This is a genomic window from Pseudomonas sp. 203-8, assembly GCF_020708595.1.
GTDB classification, from domain to species: domain Bacteria; phylum Pseudomonadota; class Gammaproteobacteria; order Pseudomonadales; family Pseudomonadaceae; genus Pseudomonas; species Pseudomonas aeruginosa.
In genome coordinates, this window is sequence record NZ_JAJFDF010000006.1 from 227,022 (window position 1) to 240,438 (window position 13,417).

Annotated in this window: 14 protein-coding genes and 1 pseudogene; 11 read left to right on the forward strand and 4 right to left on the reverse strand. The window is 65.0% G+C overall.

Annotated elements, in window-relative coordinates; genetic code table 11:
* Nucleotides 1-115: 115 nt before the first annotated feature.
* From LJF27_RS15815 to LJF27_RS15830, 4 genes and pseudogenes are all read left to right on the forward strand, one after another.
* Nucleotides 116-361, forward strand: a complete 246-nt coding sequence (locus tag LJF27_RS15815) for a hypothetical protein (protein WP_088136366.1) — start codon at nucleotides 116-118, stop codon at nucleotides 359-361.
* Nucleotides 358-678, forward strand: coding sequence for a hypothetical protein (locus LJF27_RS15820; protein WP_071549187.1), 321 nt, complete (start codon nucleotides 358-360; stop codon nucleotides 676-678). Before LJF27_RS15815 ends, LJF27_RS15820 begins: the two co-directional genes overlap by 4 nt.
* Nucleotides 679-888: 210 nt before the next feature.
* Nucleotides 889-1,085: pseudogene (locus tag LJF27_RS15825) on the forward strand (transposase); the annotation flags it as partial.
* 179 nt (nucleotides 1,086-1,264) lie between these two features.
* Nucleotides 1,265-1,660, forward strand: a complete 396-nt coding sequence (locus tag LJF27_RS15830; protein WP_003083536.1) for a hypothetical protein — start codon at nucleotides 1,265-1,267, stop codon at nucleotides 1,658-1,660.
* 264 nt (nucleotides 1,661-1,924) lie between these two features.
* On the opposite strand, the gene LJF27_RS15835 is transcribed toward LJF27_RS15830, so the two are convergent.
* Nucleotides 1,925-3,334, reverse strand: coding sequence for an MgtC/SapB family protein (locus LJF27_RS15835; protein ID WP_003118557.1), 1,410 nt, complete (start codon nucleotides 3,332-3,334; stop codon nucleotides 1,925-1,927).
* Between the two features lie 163 nt (nucleotides 3,335-3,497).
* Here LJF27_RS15835 and exoT point away from each other — a divergent pair, with 163 nt between their 5' ends.
* The 4 genes from exoT (at nucleotide 3,498) to LJF27_RS15855 (ending at nucleotide 7,099) form a co-directional block, all read left to right on the forward strand.
* Entirely contained in the window at nucleotides 3,498-4,871 is a 1,374-nt protein-coding gene (exoT, locus tag LJF27_RS15840; protein ID WP_023117269.1) for a T3SS effector bifunctional cytotoxin exoenzyme T, read from the forward strand.
* Nucleotides 4,872-5,366: 495 nt separating this feature from the next.
* Entirely contained in the window at nucleotides 5,367-6,053 is a 687-nt protein-coding gene (locus LJF27_RS15845) for a CsgG/HfaB family protein (protein ID WP_003111706.1), read from the forward strand.
* A 30-nt stretch (nucleotides 6,054-6,083) separates the two neighbouring features.
* Nucleotides 6,084-6,437, forward strand: coding sequence for a DUF4810 domain-containing protein (locus LJF27_RS15850; RefSeq protein WP_003083569.1), 354 nt, complete (start codon nucleotides 6,084-6,086; stop codon nucleotides 6,435-6,437).
* The gene (locus tag LJF27_RS15855; protein ID WP_003083573.1) at nucleotides 6,434-7,099 is read left to right on the forward strand and encodes a DUF799 domain-containing protein; all 666 of its coding nucleotides are present in this window, start codon (nucleotides 6,434-6,436) and stop codon (nucleotides 7,097-7,099) included. Before LJF27_RS15850 ends, LJF27_RS15855 begins: the two co-directional genes overlap by 4 nt.
* Nucleotides 7,100-7,113: 14 nt before the next feature.
* Here the strand turns inward: LJF27_RS15855 and LJF27_RS15860 are convergent, their stop codons facing one another.
* Nucleotides 7,114-7,497: a helix-turn-helix domain-containing protein gene (locus LJF27_RS15860; protein ID WP_003118492.1), complete on the reverse strand. Its 384-nt coding sequence runs from the start codon at nucleotides 7,495-7,497 to the stop codon at nucleotides 7,114-7,116.
* Nucleotides 7,498-7,778: 281 nt separating this feature from the next.
* Entirely contained in the window at nucleotides 7,779-9,437 is a 1,659-nt protein-coding gene (locus LJF27_RS15865) for a hypothetical protein (protein ID WP_023117268.1), read from the reverse strand.
* 609 nt (nucleotides 9,438-10,046) lie between these two features.
* Between LJF27_RS15865 and LJF27_RS15870 the strand changes: the two genes are divergently transcribed.
* The 3 genes from LJF27_RS15870 (at nucleotide 10,047) to asnB (ending at nucleotide 12,844) form a co-directional block, all read left to right on the forward strand.
* Nucleotides 10,047-10,187, forward strand: a complete 141-nt coding sequence (locus LJF27_RS15870) for a PA0050 family protein (RefSeq protein ID WP_003083582.1) — start codon at nucleotides 10,047-10,049, stop codon at nucleotides 10,185-10,187.
* 61 nt (nucleotides 10,188-10,248) lie between these two features.
* Complete coding sequence (locus tag LJF27_RS15875) at nucleotides 10,249-10,386, forward strand: PA0050 family protein (protein ID WP_003083584.1); 138 nt, start codon at nucleotides 10,249-10,251, stop codon at nucleotides 10,384-10,386.
* Nucleotides 10,387-11,011: 625 nt separating this feature from the next.
* Nucleotides 11,012-12,844 carry an asparagine synthase (glutamine-hydrolyzing) gene (gene asnB / locus LJF27_RS15880; protein WP_012613433.1) on the forward strand — a complete coding sequence of 611 codons (1,833 nt, stop codon included), beginning with the start codon at nucleotides 11,012-11,014 and terminating at the stop codon, nucleotides 12,842-12,844.
* Between the two features lie 52 nt (nucleotides 12,845-12,896).
* On the opposite strand, the gene LJF27_RS15885 is transcribed toward asnB, so the two are convergent.
* A complete protein-coding gene (locus LJF27_RS15885; RefSeq protein WP_003083588.1) occupies nucleotides 12,897-13,325 on the reverse strand; it encodes a cupin domain-containing protein in 429 nt (142 codons plus the stop codon).
* Nucleotides 13,326-13,417 lie beyond the last annotated feature (92 nt).

Below are 13,417 nucleotides of genomic sequence, written 5' to 3' on the forward strand. Positions count from 1 at the left end.
AGTGGGCGCAGTCGCCGAAATTAGAGTAGTAAAAATAAATCTGTCCCCTTTTTTACAAGGGAGTGCTATAACGGGGCAGAGTTTCAAGACTGGACAAGCGTTTGACGTTGGTAGGGTGAGTGACTTCGATATTGCCTTGGCAGGCCCTGAGTTGTTGCAGCGTGCACAGCCGCTAGGAATAGGTTTGAGAAGCGGCGGTACTCGTACTGGTCCTCTGAGCGGAAGAGATTTGCAAGCACTTGGATTAAAAGATCTAGCTAGAAAGCTAAGTGCACAAGCAGGGCGTGAAGTTAACTTTATGATTTATGATTCTGCGGCAACGGCTGCAAGCCGCGCTCCGAGCTTGGTACTTCCAAAATGATTGCATATGACTTGTACGGAACGAAAAATCTCAGCCTTTTGCTGGCAAGAGAGCATATAGAGAAAATTTTTGGAGTGCCTCTTGATGAAAGAAATAGTTCTTATCAAGGAGGGGATTACTACATGTTTGGTAGTAATGATTCGGAGAATTTTATTCTGAAAGCCAATCTTGACCCTCTTGATGATGAACCAGTAGAGTTAAATTTTCCTGACTACCCTATTTTGCTCTATATAAACGCCACGACACGTTCATCTGCTATAGAAGGGGTAATCAAGAAGGGTGCATGCTTTAAGCTGCTCAGGCATGAAATGTTCTAGGAATGAAAGAACAAAGGGGACAGATTTGAATGGCACTTACTTAACCCTTTTCGGATGACCGTGTTTCTTGATCGCTGCCCGAGCAGATTGACGTGTACAGGTCAGTAATCAGCATAAAGGGGACCAGCATAGAGGGGACTGATTTATTTTCCCTACTCTAATTTTCTAAGCAGGGAGGCTCCAGCGCAGACGCCGTAAGGAGGCTCCGCGATGCCTAGGCAAGGGCGAGTGGTTTACCGAATTATCCGCTTCACATGGTCCAGCGGGGACACAGTCGCCAAGTGGTATTCGCCGAGGACGAGGACTACCAACGCTACCTCTCCGATCCTCAAAACCTCGAGGATGCCTTCGATAACAAGCTCCATGCATTTTGCCGAATAACCACCCATATCCATCTGCTCCTGGCGGCTTGCCGACCCTCCTTTCTACTGCCCCGTCGCACAGCGCCCCAATGTACTAGTACACCGGAAACCGCCGTCTCCCGTTGAACGGGCGGGCCCCGGCCCCCTACCATTCGCAGCACACCGACCCGCGCAAAGGGAGCGGGATGCCGCGTAGGCAGGCCGCCATGGAAGGAGAAGCAAATATGCCGGTACTGGCTCTGAGACTCACCGCCCTGGCGGCCCTTGCGATCAGCGTGTCGGGGTGCGTCATGGAGGCCTATGGCAGTCGCGCGCGTAGCGATGCGCAGTCCTGGATCGGCTTGCCGATCCAGGACGTGATCAAGCGCTTCGGCGAGCCGGAACGTGTGACGGGGGATGCCGCCAGGCAGAAGTACGTGTGGAAGGAGTACGAGAACTATAGCCACGACTACGACTACACCTACTACGAGCAGGGCCATGGCAATACGCCCAACAGCTCGGTCCTGAACCAGAAGACCGGCACGGCCAACCAGAGCGGCTATTACACCTGCATCTACGAGTTCTTTGCCGACGCCTCGGGCAGGGTGGTCGATGCGACCGCGCGGGGTGAGTGCCGCTAGTTCCAGGCGCTCTTCACGCCGCAAAGGGTGATTGGCTCAGCCAGCCACCGCCTTGTCTCCGACGTCGCAGAGACGCCTCAGTCCAGCGCGGAGGCGTCCCCTCCCCTCGCTCCGCCGTGATCGCCAGGCCGCCCTGCCTCACCCGGGTCCTGGTCCGGTCCTCGAAACCCGGCCGTTGCAGCCAGTAGCCGCGCAGGTTGATGCGGGGCGCCAGGCGGTTGCCGTCGCGTTCGTCCAGCGGTGCTCCGGGGTTTCCCCGGCGCCTCACAACAGGATCAGCAGCGCTCCTACCAGCAGCCCCGCCAGGCTGAAGGGCAGCGTTTGCAGGGCCAGCCGCTTGCCGCCCACCAGCACGACCAGGCCGGCCTTGACCAGGCTGTTGCTCAGGGCGGCAAGGGCGATGCCGCGGCTGGCCACGCCTGGATCGAGTTCGCCCTGCGCCGCGCGGGCCAGGGACAGGGTGATCGCGTCGACGTCGGCGAGGCCGGAGAGCAACGCGACCGCATAGATGCCGGCGTCGCCGAACAGCCGCCGGCCGACCTCCACCAACAGCAGGATCGCGCTCAGCAAGGCGGCGAAACGCATGGCCGGGAGCAGTTCGAAGGGGTTGCGCAGGCCTGGCTCGTCGGGCGCCTCCTGGCTGGCGCGGCCGCCGCGCAGGGCGTGGAACAGCGTGCCGCCAAGGTAGACGAGGGTGGTGGCGGCGAATGGCAGGGCCAGCTCCTTCAGCAAGGCCGGGTGGATCGCGCCGATCTCGACAAGGATGCGCGGGAACATCAGCGCCGAGGTCGCCAGCAGGGCGCACGCCAACAGGGCGTCGGGCATGCGCTCGCGCAGGCGCGCCAGGGTCAGGGTCATCACCGTGGAGGACACCAGGCCGCCGAGCACCGCGGTCAGCAACAGGCCCTTGCGCGAGCCGATCAGGCGGATGGCCAGGTAGGCGGAGAAACCGAGGGCGGCGATCAGCACCACCATCCACCAGGTCAGGTAGGGATTGAAGAACGCCCAGGGACCATAGCCCTGGTTGGGCAGCACCGGCAGCAGGACCACGGAAATGAACAGCAGCTTGAGGGTGCCCGATAGCTCCTCGGCGGTCAGGCGCTTCAGCAGGGCGTGGAGCTTGTCCTTGAGGCTCAGCAGCAGGGTCAGCACGATGCCGCCGGCGGCAGCCAGCAGGCGCTGTTCGGTGAGGGCGAGGCTGCCGAGGAGGAAGGTCATCAGCAGGGCGATCTCGGTGGTCATGCCCTGGTCGCCGCCACGCCTGACATCGCTCACGTAGCCGGCCACGGCCAGCGCCGCGAGGGCCAGCAGCAAGGCTACCCAGACTGCGCTGCCCAGTTCGCCCGCGAGCAGGGTGGCGAAGCCGCCGAGCAGGCCGGCCAGGCTGAAGGTGCGGATTCCGGCGATCTGCCGCGCATCTTCGTGGTCGCGCTCCTGCCAGCCGCGCTCGGCGCCGATCAGGAGGCCGATGGCCAGGGCCGTGCACAGGCTCAACAACAGATCCAGGGAAAGCGTCATGCTCGATTCCATTCGCCGGGAGAGAGGATGGCGACGTGCCTGTGCGCACCATAGCAGCAGACGACCCCGAGGCGCCCGCACGGCGGTGCGCCGTCCACCAAGAGCCCGTCGCTGCCGCCGATATCCATCGGGTTCTCCGCCCCGGTGTAGGCGCACGGGAGCTGGCGTAGGGAAAGTCCGCTGTTTTTCGGCCGCTGACGGTTCTCTTTCCGCGTGCTCCGACGGCCGCCAACAGTAAAAAAACCACGGCCAATCCTGATAGGCGGAGGGGCGCCTCGTTCCTAGACTGGCGGGGAAACATCAGGAGACGTCAATCATCATGCATATTCAATCATCTCAGCAGAACCCGTCTTTCGTGGCTGAGTTGAGCCAGGCCGTGGCCGGGCGCCTGGGACAGGTCGAGGCCCGCCAGGTGGCCACTCCCCGGGAGGCGCAACAACTGGCCCAGCGCCAGGAAGCACCGAAGGGCGAGGGCCTGCTCTCCCGCCTGGGGGCCGCCCTCGCGCGTCCCTTCGTGGCGATCATCGAGTGGCTGGGCAAACTGCTGGGGAGCCGTGCCCACGCCTCCACCCAGGCGCCGCTCTCCCGTCAGGACGCGCCGCCTGCCGCCAGTCTCTCGGCCGCCGAGATCAAGCAGATGATGCTGCAAAAGGCACTGCCCCTGACCTTGGGCGGACTTGGCAAGGCGAGCGAGCTGGCGACTTTGACAGCGGAGAGGCTGGCGAAGGATCACACGCGCCTGGCCAGCGGCGACGGCGCCCTGCGCTCGCTGGCCACCGCCCTGGTCGGGATTCGCGATGGCAGCCGGATCGAGGCTTCCCGTACCCAGGCTGCCCGCCTGCTCGAACAGAGCGTTGGGGGGATCGCGCTGCAACAGTGGGGGACCGCGGGCGGTGCCGCCAGCCAGCATGTACTCAGCGCAAGCCCGGAGCAACTGCGCGAAATCGCCGTCCAACTGCATGCGGTAATGGACAAGGTCGCCCTGTTGCGCCACGCGGTAGAGAGCGAGGTAAAGGGCGAGCCTGTCGACAAGGCGCTGGCGGATGGCCTGGTGGAGCACTTCGGGCTGGAGGCGGAGCAGTACCTAAGCGAACACCCGGACGGGCCGTACAGCGATGCCGAGGTGATGGCGCTCGGTCTTTATACCAACGGCGAGTACCAGCACCTGAATCGTTCCCTGCGTCAGGGGCGAGAGCTGGATGCGGGCCAGGCGTTGATCGACCGGGGCATGTCTGCCGCGTTCGAAAAGAGCGGACCGGCTGAACAGGTCGTGAAGACCTTCCGCGGCACCCAGGGCAGGGATGCCTTCGAGGCGGTGAAAGAGGGCCAGGTCGGCCACGACGCCGGCTATCTCTCCACCTCCCGGGACCCCAGCGTTGCCAGGAGCTTCGCGGGCCAGGGCACGATAACCACCCTGTTCGGCAGATCCGGGATCGATGTCAGCGAGATATCGATCGAGGGCGATGAGCAGGAGATCCTCTACGACAAGGGGACCGACATGCGCGTGCTTCTCAGCGCCAAGGATGGGCAGGGTGTGACCCGTCGGGTGCTCGAAGAGGCCACGCTGGGGGAACGGAGCGGCCACGGCGAGGGACTGCTCGATGCCCTGGACCTGGCAACCGGGACGGATCGTTCAGGCAAGCCCCAGGAACAGGACCTGCGCCTGAGAATGCGCGGCCTCGACCTGGCCTGACCGGTCGACGGCAGAGACGGACACTCCCAAGGGGTGTCCGTTTTCATTTGCGCCGTACAGCGTCGGGCGCAATGGGCGGCAAGGAGGCCTGCCTGGCTGCCACCGGTTGGTGGCGGACACCGGTGCCCGGCGTCCCACCTCGATCCTGCGAACGAGACGCAGTCAGAATTCTCCGAGTATGCTTCCTGCATAACGAAACGATCGGAATAACTGTGGTAACTTTGCCGCCCACCGAGATGGCCTATTGATGGCTCATACGGTTCGTGCATCGCTTCCCGCACGATTCTTTCGGATTTCCAAGGCCGGCCGGGAGCGCCGGTTGATCGACGCATTCGTATTTCAAGGAAAGAAATCGTGGCCACCCCATTTCGCCCCTCGCCTTGGCGCGCCGCCGTGCCGCCTGGCCTTCCTCGATTTTCACTACGCCCTCTTTTCCGCACACGGGGCGGCTAGAAGCCGCTCCGCGTCGATAGCGTTTTTTTCCAGGAGAACCCCATGAGTCACAGCGCCAAGAAAGCACTACTGCCGCTCCTCGCCGTCGCCACCCTGGCCGGCCTGGCGGGCTGCGCCACCGAGACCTCCACCGCGTTGCCGGTACAGCAGGTCGAGAGCGTCAACCGACCCTACAGCGGCGTGCGTTCGCCGATTGCGGTAGGCAAGTTCGACAACCGCTCCAGCTACATGCGCGGGATCTTTTCCGATGGCGTCGACCGCCTCGGCGGCCAGGCCAAGACCATTCTCATCACCCACCTGCAGCAGACCAATCGCTTCAACGTGCTGGACCGCGACAACATGAGCGAGATCCAGCAGGAAGCGGCGATCAAGGGCCAGGCCCAGCGCCTGAAGGGTGCCGACTACGTGGTGACCGGCGATGTCACCGAGTTCGGCCGCAAGGAAGTCGGCGACCGCCAGCTGTTCGGCATCCTTGGCCGCGGCAAGTCGCAGATCGCCTACGCCAAGGTGGCGCTGAACATCGTCAACATCTCTACCTCGGAGGTCGTCTATTCGACCCAGGGCGCTGGCGAGTACGCCCTGTCCAACCGCGAGGTGATCGGCTTCGGCGGCACCGCCAGCTACGACTCGACCCTCAACGGCAAGGTTCTCGACCTGGCCATGCGCGAGGCGGTGAACAAGTTGGTCAACGCGGTCGATAGCGGGGCCTGGAAGCCACAGAACCAATAATCCACCAGAAACCAGGGAATCACGGCACACATGAGCAAGACGATCACATGGACGGCGGCGCTGCTGGGGAGCATGGCGCTGGCCGGGTGCAGCGGACCGAAGACGCTGTACCAGTGGGAGGGCTACCAGGCCCAGGTCCACGAATACTTCAAGGGTGAATCCAAGGAGGCCCAGGCGCAGGCGCTGGAAGCCGACCTCGAGAAGATCCGGGCGAAGAACGGCGCGGTACCGCCGGGCTACCACGCCCAGCTGGGGCTGCTCTATTCCAGCATCGGCAAGGACGACCAGATGGTCCGCGAGTTCGAGACCGAGAAGGCGCTGTTTCCCGAGTCGGCGACCTACATGGACTTCCTCCTGAACAACGCCCGTGGAGGTGCCCGTTGAAACTCGCCCGACTGTCCGGCCTGGTGGCCGGTTTCACCCTGCTGGCCCTGCTCGGCGGCTGCGCGCCGACCAAGAGCGTCGACTACTCGGCGTTCAAGCAGGCCAAGCCGCGCTCGATCCTGGTCCTGCCGCCGCTGAACGAGTCGCCCGACGTGAAGGCGACCTACAGCATGCTCTCGCAGGTCACCTTCCCGCTGGCCGAGGCCGGCTACTACGTGGTGCCGGTGGCGCTGGCCGACGAGACCTTCCGCCAGAACGGCCTGACCAGCGCCGGCGACGTGCACCAGGTGTCCCCGGCCAAGCTGCGCGAGATCTATGGCGCCGACGCGGCGCTGTACGTCACGGTGAGCGACTACGGCACGCGCTACATGGTGATCAGCAGCGCGACCATCGTCACCGCCAGCGCCAAGCTGGTCGACCTGCGATCCGGCACCACCCTGTGGACCGGCTCGGCGACCGCCTCCAGCGAGGAAGGCAACGGCGGCAACAACGGCGGCCTGGTGGGCATGCTGATCACCGCGGCGGTCAAGCAGATCATCAACAGTTCGGTGGAGGACGCCGGTTATCCGATCGCCGGGATGACCAGTGCGCGCCTGCTCTCGGCCGGCCAGCCGGGCGGACTGTTGTACGGCCCGCGCTCGCCGAGGTACGGCAGCGACTGAGCCGTGCGCCGGGGCTACGGGGACGTCTCCGTGGCCTCGGTGCAAGCCGCCGGGAGGGGCTTGGCCGCTGCGTTGCGCTTGGCCATGTACTGGCGGATCAGGTCGTCGAGCAACGCCCGGATGGCGCGCCGCTCGTCCAGCCGCAGGCGGCCGATGGCCTCGAACTGCAGGCGCAGGTCTTCCGGTAGCGCCTGCCGCTCGCTGCGCTCGCAGACCAGCCAGTCGAGGGGCACCGCGAAACGTCCGGCGATGGTTTGCAGCACCACCAGCGACGGGTGCCCGCCCTTGGTTTCGAAGTGCCGCAACTGGCTCACGGTGACGCCCAGTCGCTCGGCCATCTGCCGTTGGGTCAGGGCGTTCTGCTGGCGTAGGCGTAGGAGATTCTGCGCGAAGCTCATGGAAAACTCTCCAAGTCAGGGGAAATCCTTGCCACCGCCCCGGTGATGCGGGCGATGGCGGTTGTCTCCATCATCGGCGTTCGCACTCTTCGACTCTGCCCTACCGTTCCGGCGCGGGCCTGGGAAAGCTCCGGGTCGTGAGTCCGAGGTTTCCCCGCGTGCCGCCTTTTTCGATTCAGTAGAGGCTGAAGCGACGGGCTACCGTCCCGTTGGCCTGCGTCGGCGGCAGTTTGGCTCCGCGGCGAAGCGATAGGACGCGAGGGCCTTGCGCCTGGCGAGGACTAGTCCGCTTGCGCCCCCTGCGCCAGGGCGTTGCCGACGCCCACCAGCAGCGCCCGGGTCTGCGCCACGATGGCGCTGCGGTAGGCCTCGTAGCGGGCGTCGCTGATGGCGTTGTCGTTGCGCGCGCCGCCGCCGCTCGCCGGTACGCCGGTGTAGTAGTTGTTCATCACCGGTACATGGATGTGCCCGGCGGGAATCTCCAGGCGGAACGCGTCGCGCAGCACCGTGTTGCGGTAGGCGCTCTCGTTGGACAGGTAGTCGCCGCCACCGCCGTTGCGCGCGCAGATCCGTCGGTTCGGCGGGAGCACCAGGGAGGGATCGGGCATGGCGTTCATCACCCCGTTGGTCGGCACGTTTTCGGTGCGCGGGTTGGCGCAATCGGGGAAGAAGTCGTAGTTGGTGTGCCAGGTGACGTCGAAGCCTTCCGTGGCCTGGCTGGTAGCGCCCGGCGGCCGCTCGATGCCGCGCCAGGTATCGGCGGCGAGCAACTGGCGGACCGGCAGCGAGGCCTTGGAGAACTGTGCCGGCAGGTTCTGCCGCCAGCGGCTGGCGCTGTCGTAGCCGAGCCAGCGGCGCGGCGGGTTGATATTGCAGCCGGAGCCCCGCAGGGAAATCGGCGCGGTGCCGGGATTGGTCACGCTGCCCAGGGGAAGCACGTAGTTGGGCAAAGCGCTGTCGGCGGGGCAGTAGACGATGCCGTCGTTGCCGGCGGAGGAGCCGTGGAAGCGGCCGTTCCAGGCCTCCAGCCAGAACTGGTTGGCGCCGCCCTGGCTGATGGTGATGGAGGCGTCGACCCGGCGCGGGCCGGGGCGGAACCAGGGGCCCAGGGTGTCTTCCTGCATGCCGCGGTTGAACGGGTCGTAGCTGACCGGCAACAGGTAGGCCTCGATACGCAGCAGGCTGCCGTCGGCCAGCCTGAACTCGCGGCCGTCCAGCGCAAGGGCGGTGGCGCCCGAGGGGTTGCCGTTGCGCAGGCCGGTGTTCGCCGTCCCGGGAGTGCCCAGGGTGAAGACGTCGAAGCCGCTGATGATCATCCGCCGGTAGCGCGAGCCGTCGGCGGCGTAGCGGCGTGGCAGGTCGATGTCCAGCTGTCCGCGCGAGGCGCGTTCGAAGCGCCATTGCAGTGCCTGGGCCTGGGCCTTGCCGAGGTGGAAGGATGGCGCCCACTGGCGCAGGGTGCGGGTCATGTAGAGGCGCGTCCAGTAGAGCATACGGTCATCGGCCGGCAGCGCGCCGGCGGGAATGGCGCGGCGCCCCTGGGCCCGGTCGACGGCGGCGCGCCACAGCGCGCGGCCCTCTTCGGTGACCAGCTTCAGTGCCTTGGCGTAGCTGCTGACCGGGGTGCGGCCGTCGGCGGCGCACAGGCGCTTGGCGAAGGCCGGTTCGAAGCCGTCGAAGCCGGCGCCCTTGACGATGCGCTCGGCCAGCGGCGTCTGGTCATGGGTGACGACGTTGGCGCCGCTGAACGGCAGCGGCGTGTCGAGCCGGCGCTCCTCGTAGGACAACGCTGCCTCGCGGTTCCAGGAGCAGGCGACGCTGGGCGGCTTGCGGGCGCCGGCGAGGTCGCCGTTGGCGGCCCAGCCGGCGCCGGGCAGCAGGGCTGCCGAGACGGCCAGGGCGAAGAGGGAGTATCGGCTTGCGTGACGGGCGTAGCGCATCGGGTGGACTCCTGTTCTTGTTCGGTTCATGGGTCGATCGGTGCGGCGGGCGGAGCGCGGGCGAGCGGCGCCCGCCGGCGGCGGGGGCCGGGACCGACGCAAGGTGCGTCGCGGGTTGCTGCGGTGGCGGACGCGAGGGCGGTGCTAGGGGGCGCGTGTCGCCGGTAGACGGAGGCGCGCGGAGGGAGGGTTGCGGGACGACGCGGAGGCGTCTGGGAAAGTCAGGTCCTTTGCCATGGATGCACCGATCGTTGTTCTTGCTGTTGTGGGGCGTCGGTGGGTGCACGGCCGGACTTCGCACCCGTGCGGCATTCTTGGAGGCGCCGGCGCGGTGCGTCCAACGAATTTATGTGGCCGCCGGGGATAGGAAAAGTTGATGGCGAACCGGTGCCGAAGCCCCCTGCCCCGGTACTTTCGCTGGCGCTGCGGCAATCCACCGCACTGGCGCGTTCGCTCGGGCTGGTCTTTGCTCTCCGGGGTCCGGCGGCTCGCCGGCGAGTCTTGCGGTGCGCCGCGAGCGGACGGGCGTTCGGTCCTTCTGCAGGCAAATGCCCTTGTTTTCGGAGAAGGACACGGATCGTTGATCGCTGTTTCGACCAAGGAGGTCAGATGAAAAGGAAGATGCTGGCGGCTTCGCTGCTGCTGTGGATGTTCTCGCTGACGGCGCAGGCGGACTGCGCGGTGCTCGGGCCGGGGGAAGATCCCTGCGCGGGCCCGGTGCTGGGACCGACCGTCTGCGAGTGCCCGTGATGACCGACTGTACCCTCGACCAGGGACAGGGAGCGTTCGATTACCAACCAGGAGGTTGCAAATGAAGAAAGTACTGTTGGCTGTGTTCCTGCTCTGTGGCTTCTCTCTTACCGCCCAGGCCGCGTGCCCGGTTTTCGGCCCGTCCGAGGACCCGTGCAGCGGGCCGGTGTTCGGTCCGTCGACCTGCGAATGCCCTTGAGGTAGGTCGTCTGGCGGGCCCGGTGCAGCGGGCCCGCTTCCGGATGTATCGCTCGCTCGAAGTTGCCTTCTTTAATTCTCCCTTCCCCGCGCCGCCCTACTTTTCCCGCTCGTCCATCGTCGCGTCGAACGTTGCCACGAAATCAGCGTCGATGGACAACTCTTATATTCAATAGTTGTACGATCTGAGTTTGTTGTAGTCATTTGCTTAGCTGGCTATTCATATGATTGCCGTAAAGCAATTATAAGTTTAATTGGATTAGCCTTCTAAGTCTTTGGAAAGAGCCGTGAACGACCCTGTAATATCTGGTTGTAGAGCCGCGTAATGATGTTTCAGGATATTTCATTAATTTTGTAGATTATTGTTTTTCCTTTGTTTTTTTAAAAACAGCTACCAGATTTAGATAGATATTAATTAACTCGTCCACGTTTTTTCCTGTTCTATCATTGGCCTTCCTTGGGCGCAGGCCTGCCGAAACTGCTTATCTTCAGGTCCTCGAAAAGTTCATACATCGACCGCCTTGGGCGAAGCATTCGTACGCCGGAAATCTGTCCGGCCGCACGGATGTTTTCAGCATGTTCTCTGGATGAGTTTCCCGATAAACATCAATTAGAGGAGTTTCCCTATGTGCGGTCTCGCGGGTTGGGTGGATTACACGCGCAAGCTCGACGACGAATTTCCGGCGATCTTCGCCATGACCGATACGCTCGCCTTGCGCGGGCCGGATGCCGAGGGCATCTGGAAGCACCGCAACGCCCTGCTGGGTCACCGGCGGCTGGCGGTCATCGACCTCAGCGGCGGCGTGCAGCCGATGTCCTATCGCTTTCCCACCGGCCAGGAGGTCACCCTCGTCTACACCGGCGAGGTGTACAACCACGATGCCCTGCGCGAGCGGTTGCGCCGGGCCGGACATGAGTTCCGCACCCGCAGCGATACCGAGGTGGTCCTGCACGCCTATCTGCAATGGGGCGAGCGTTGTTGCGAGTACCTGACCGGGATGTTCGCCTTCGCCGTCTTCGATGGCCGCGACGGCCACCTGCTGCTGGTGCGCGACCGCCTGGGCATCAAGCCGCTGTATTACGCGCGGCACCGCGAGGGACTGCTGTTCGGCTCGGAGATCAAGTCCATCCTGGCGCATCCGGAATTCGCCGCCAGGCTCGACGCGGTCGGCCTGGTCGACCTCCTGACGCTGTCCCGGGGCACTTCGCAGACGCCGTTCCGCGAGGTCCAGGAACTGCTGCCCGGCCACCTGCTGTCCTGGCGTCCCAATTCCCAGGCGAAGTTGCGCCGCTATTGGGAGGTACGCCGCCAGGAGCATGCCGACGACCTGCAGAGCACCGTGCAGCGCACCCGCGAACTGGTCACCCGCGCCCTGGGGGCGCAATTGCACGCCGACGTTCCGGTGTGTTCGCTGCTATCGGGTGGGCTCGATTCGACCGCCCTGACCGGCATCGCCCAGCGCATCGCGAAGGCGGAGCACGGCGGCGACATCAATTCGTTCTCGGTGGACTTCGTCGGCCAGGCCGAGCAGTTCCGCAGCGACGACCTGCGTCCCGACCAGGACCAGCCGTTCGCCCTGCTGGCCGCGCAGTACATCGGCAGCCGTCATCGCACCGTGCTCATCGACAATGCCGAACTGGTCTGCGAACGAGCGCGCGAAGAGGTATTCCGGGCCAAGGACGTACCTTTCACCTTCGGCGACATGGATACCTCGCTGCACCTGATGTTCGGCGAGATCCGCCGGCATTCCACGGTGGCCATCTCCGGTGAAGGCGCCGACGAGCTGTTCGGTGGCTACGGCTGGTTCCGCGATCCGCAGGCGGTGGCTGCGGCGCGCTTCCCCTGGGCCTCCAGGGTGCGCCTGCCGGCCGGCTTCATCGACGCCGGTTTCAACCGCCGCTGCGATCTCCTCCAGTACCAGCAGGCCAGCTACGACGATGGGCTGCGCCAGGTCGAACACCTGGCCGGCGACAGCCCGGAGGAGCGGCGGATGCGCGAGTTCAGCCACCTGCATCTGAAGCGCTGGATGGTGCTGCTGCTCGAACGCAAGGATCGCCTGAGCATGTGCAACGGCCTGGAGGTGCGGGTGCCCTACACCGACCATGAGCTGGTGGAGTACGTCTACAACGTGCCCTGGTCGATCAAGAGCCGGGACGGCGAGGAGAAGTGGCTGCTCAAGCGGGCCTGCGCCGACTATGTCCCGGAAGCCGTGCTCAAGCGCCGCAAGAGCCCTTATCCGACTTCTGCCAACCTCGGCTACGAGCGTTTCCTGCGCGGGAGCGTGCGGCGTCTGCTGGAGGACGCGGCGAACCCGGTGTTCGGCATCGTTTCGCGAGAGTTCCTGGCCGCCGAACTGGAGCATCCGGAGGGGTACTTCAACACCCAGGTGAGCCGCCACAACCTGGAGACCGCACTGGCGCTGGAAGGCTGGCTCAGGTTGTACGGGCTCTCCGCCTGAGCGTGACGCGGGGCGTGGCGGGTTCGGGCTGCTGTCCGGCCCGCCGGCGTCTTCAGGCGTCGGGCATTTCGCCGCGTTCGCCGAGCCCCACCGGCATGCCTTCCACGCCGGCATGGAACAGCAGGGCTTCCACCGGTTCGGCCCCGGCTATCAGGCGATGGATGATGTTCATCAGGCAACCCGCCGCCTCGCCTTCCAGCACCCGCGTGCTCTGGGCTCCGTCGCGGGTCTCCAGGCGCAGTTCGCCCTTGAGCACGTAAAGCGCGCTGGGCATCGGATGGACCTGCCAGTCCAGGCGTTCGTGGGCGGCCAGGCTCAGGCGCTGCACGGTGAGCTGCGGCTGGCCAAGGGGATAGCCGAGGTAGAGCGAGCCGTTCCAGGCGCAGCCGCTGCGCAGCAGGGTTTCGCGGTGCGGACTGGTTGCGGCCGGGAGGTCGCGGCTGGGTGGGAACACATGCACGTGGCTGGGGCGAAGGTCCATCGGGCGTCCTGCGCTTGTCGGTGTTTTTCCTCAGTCAAGCCGGCTTTCACCGCCTGCTCCACTGCCGCTTCTGCTAGGCGGCAGCGGGCCAT

Excerpts from the sequence above, each read along its gene's own strand:
- asnB (WP_012613433.1), top strand. The coding sequence starts at position 11,012 with ATGTGCGGTCTCGCGGGTTGGGTGGATTACACGCGCAAGCTCGACGAC.
- LJF27_RS15865 (WP_023117268.1), bottom strand. The coding sequence starts at position 9,437 with ATGCGCTACGCCCGTCACGCAAGCCGATACTCCCTCTTCGCCCTGGCC.
- LJF27_RS15850 (WP_003083569.1), top strand. The coding sequence starts at position 6,084 with ATGAGCAAGACGATCACATGGACGGCGGCGCTGCTGGGGAGCATGGCG.
- LJF27_RS15830 (WP_003083536.1), top strand. The coding sequence starts at position 1,265 with ATGCCGGTACTGGCTCTGAGACTCACCGCCCTGGCGGCCCTTGCGATC.
- LJF27_RS15860 (WP_003118492.1), bottom strand. The coding sequence starts at position 7,497 with ATGAGCTTCGCGCAGAATCTCCTACGCCTACGCCAGCAGAACGCCCTG.
- LJF27_RS15875 (WP_003083584.1), top strand. The coding sequence starts at position 10,249 with ATGAAGAAAGTACTGTTGGCTGTGTTCCTGCTCTGTGGCTTCTCTCTT.
- LJF27_RS15820 (WP_071549187.1), top strand. The coding sequence starts at position 358 with ATGATTGCATATGACTTGTACGGAACGAAAAATCTCAGCCTTTTGCTG.
- LJF27_RS15870 (WP_003083582.1), top strand. The coding sequence starts at position 10,047 with ATGAAAAGGAAGATGCTGGCGGCTTCGCTGCTGCTGTGGATGTTCTCG.
- LJF27_RS15885 (WP_003083588.1), bottom strand. The coding sequence starts at position 13,325 with ATGGACCTTCGCCCCAGCCACGTGCATGTGTTCCCACCCAGCCGCGAC.
- LJF27_RS15845 (WP_003111706.1), top strand. The coding sequence starts at position 5,367 with ATGAGTCACAGCGCCAAGAAAGCACTACTGCCGCTCCTCGCCGTCGCC.
- exoT (WP_023117269.1), top strand. The coding sequence starts at position 3,498 with ATGCATATTCAATCATCTCAGCAGAACCCGTCTTTCGTGGCTGAGTTG.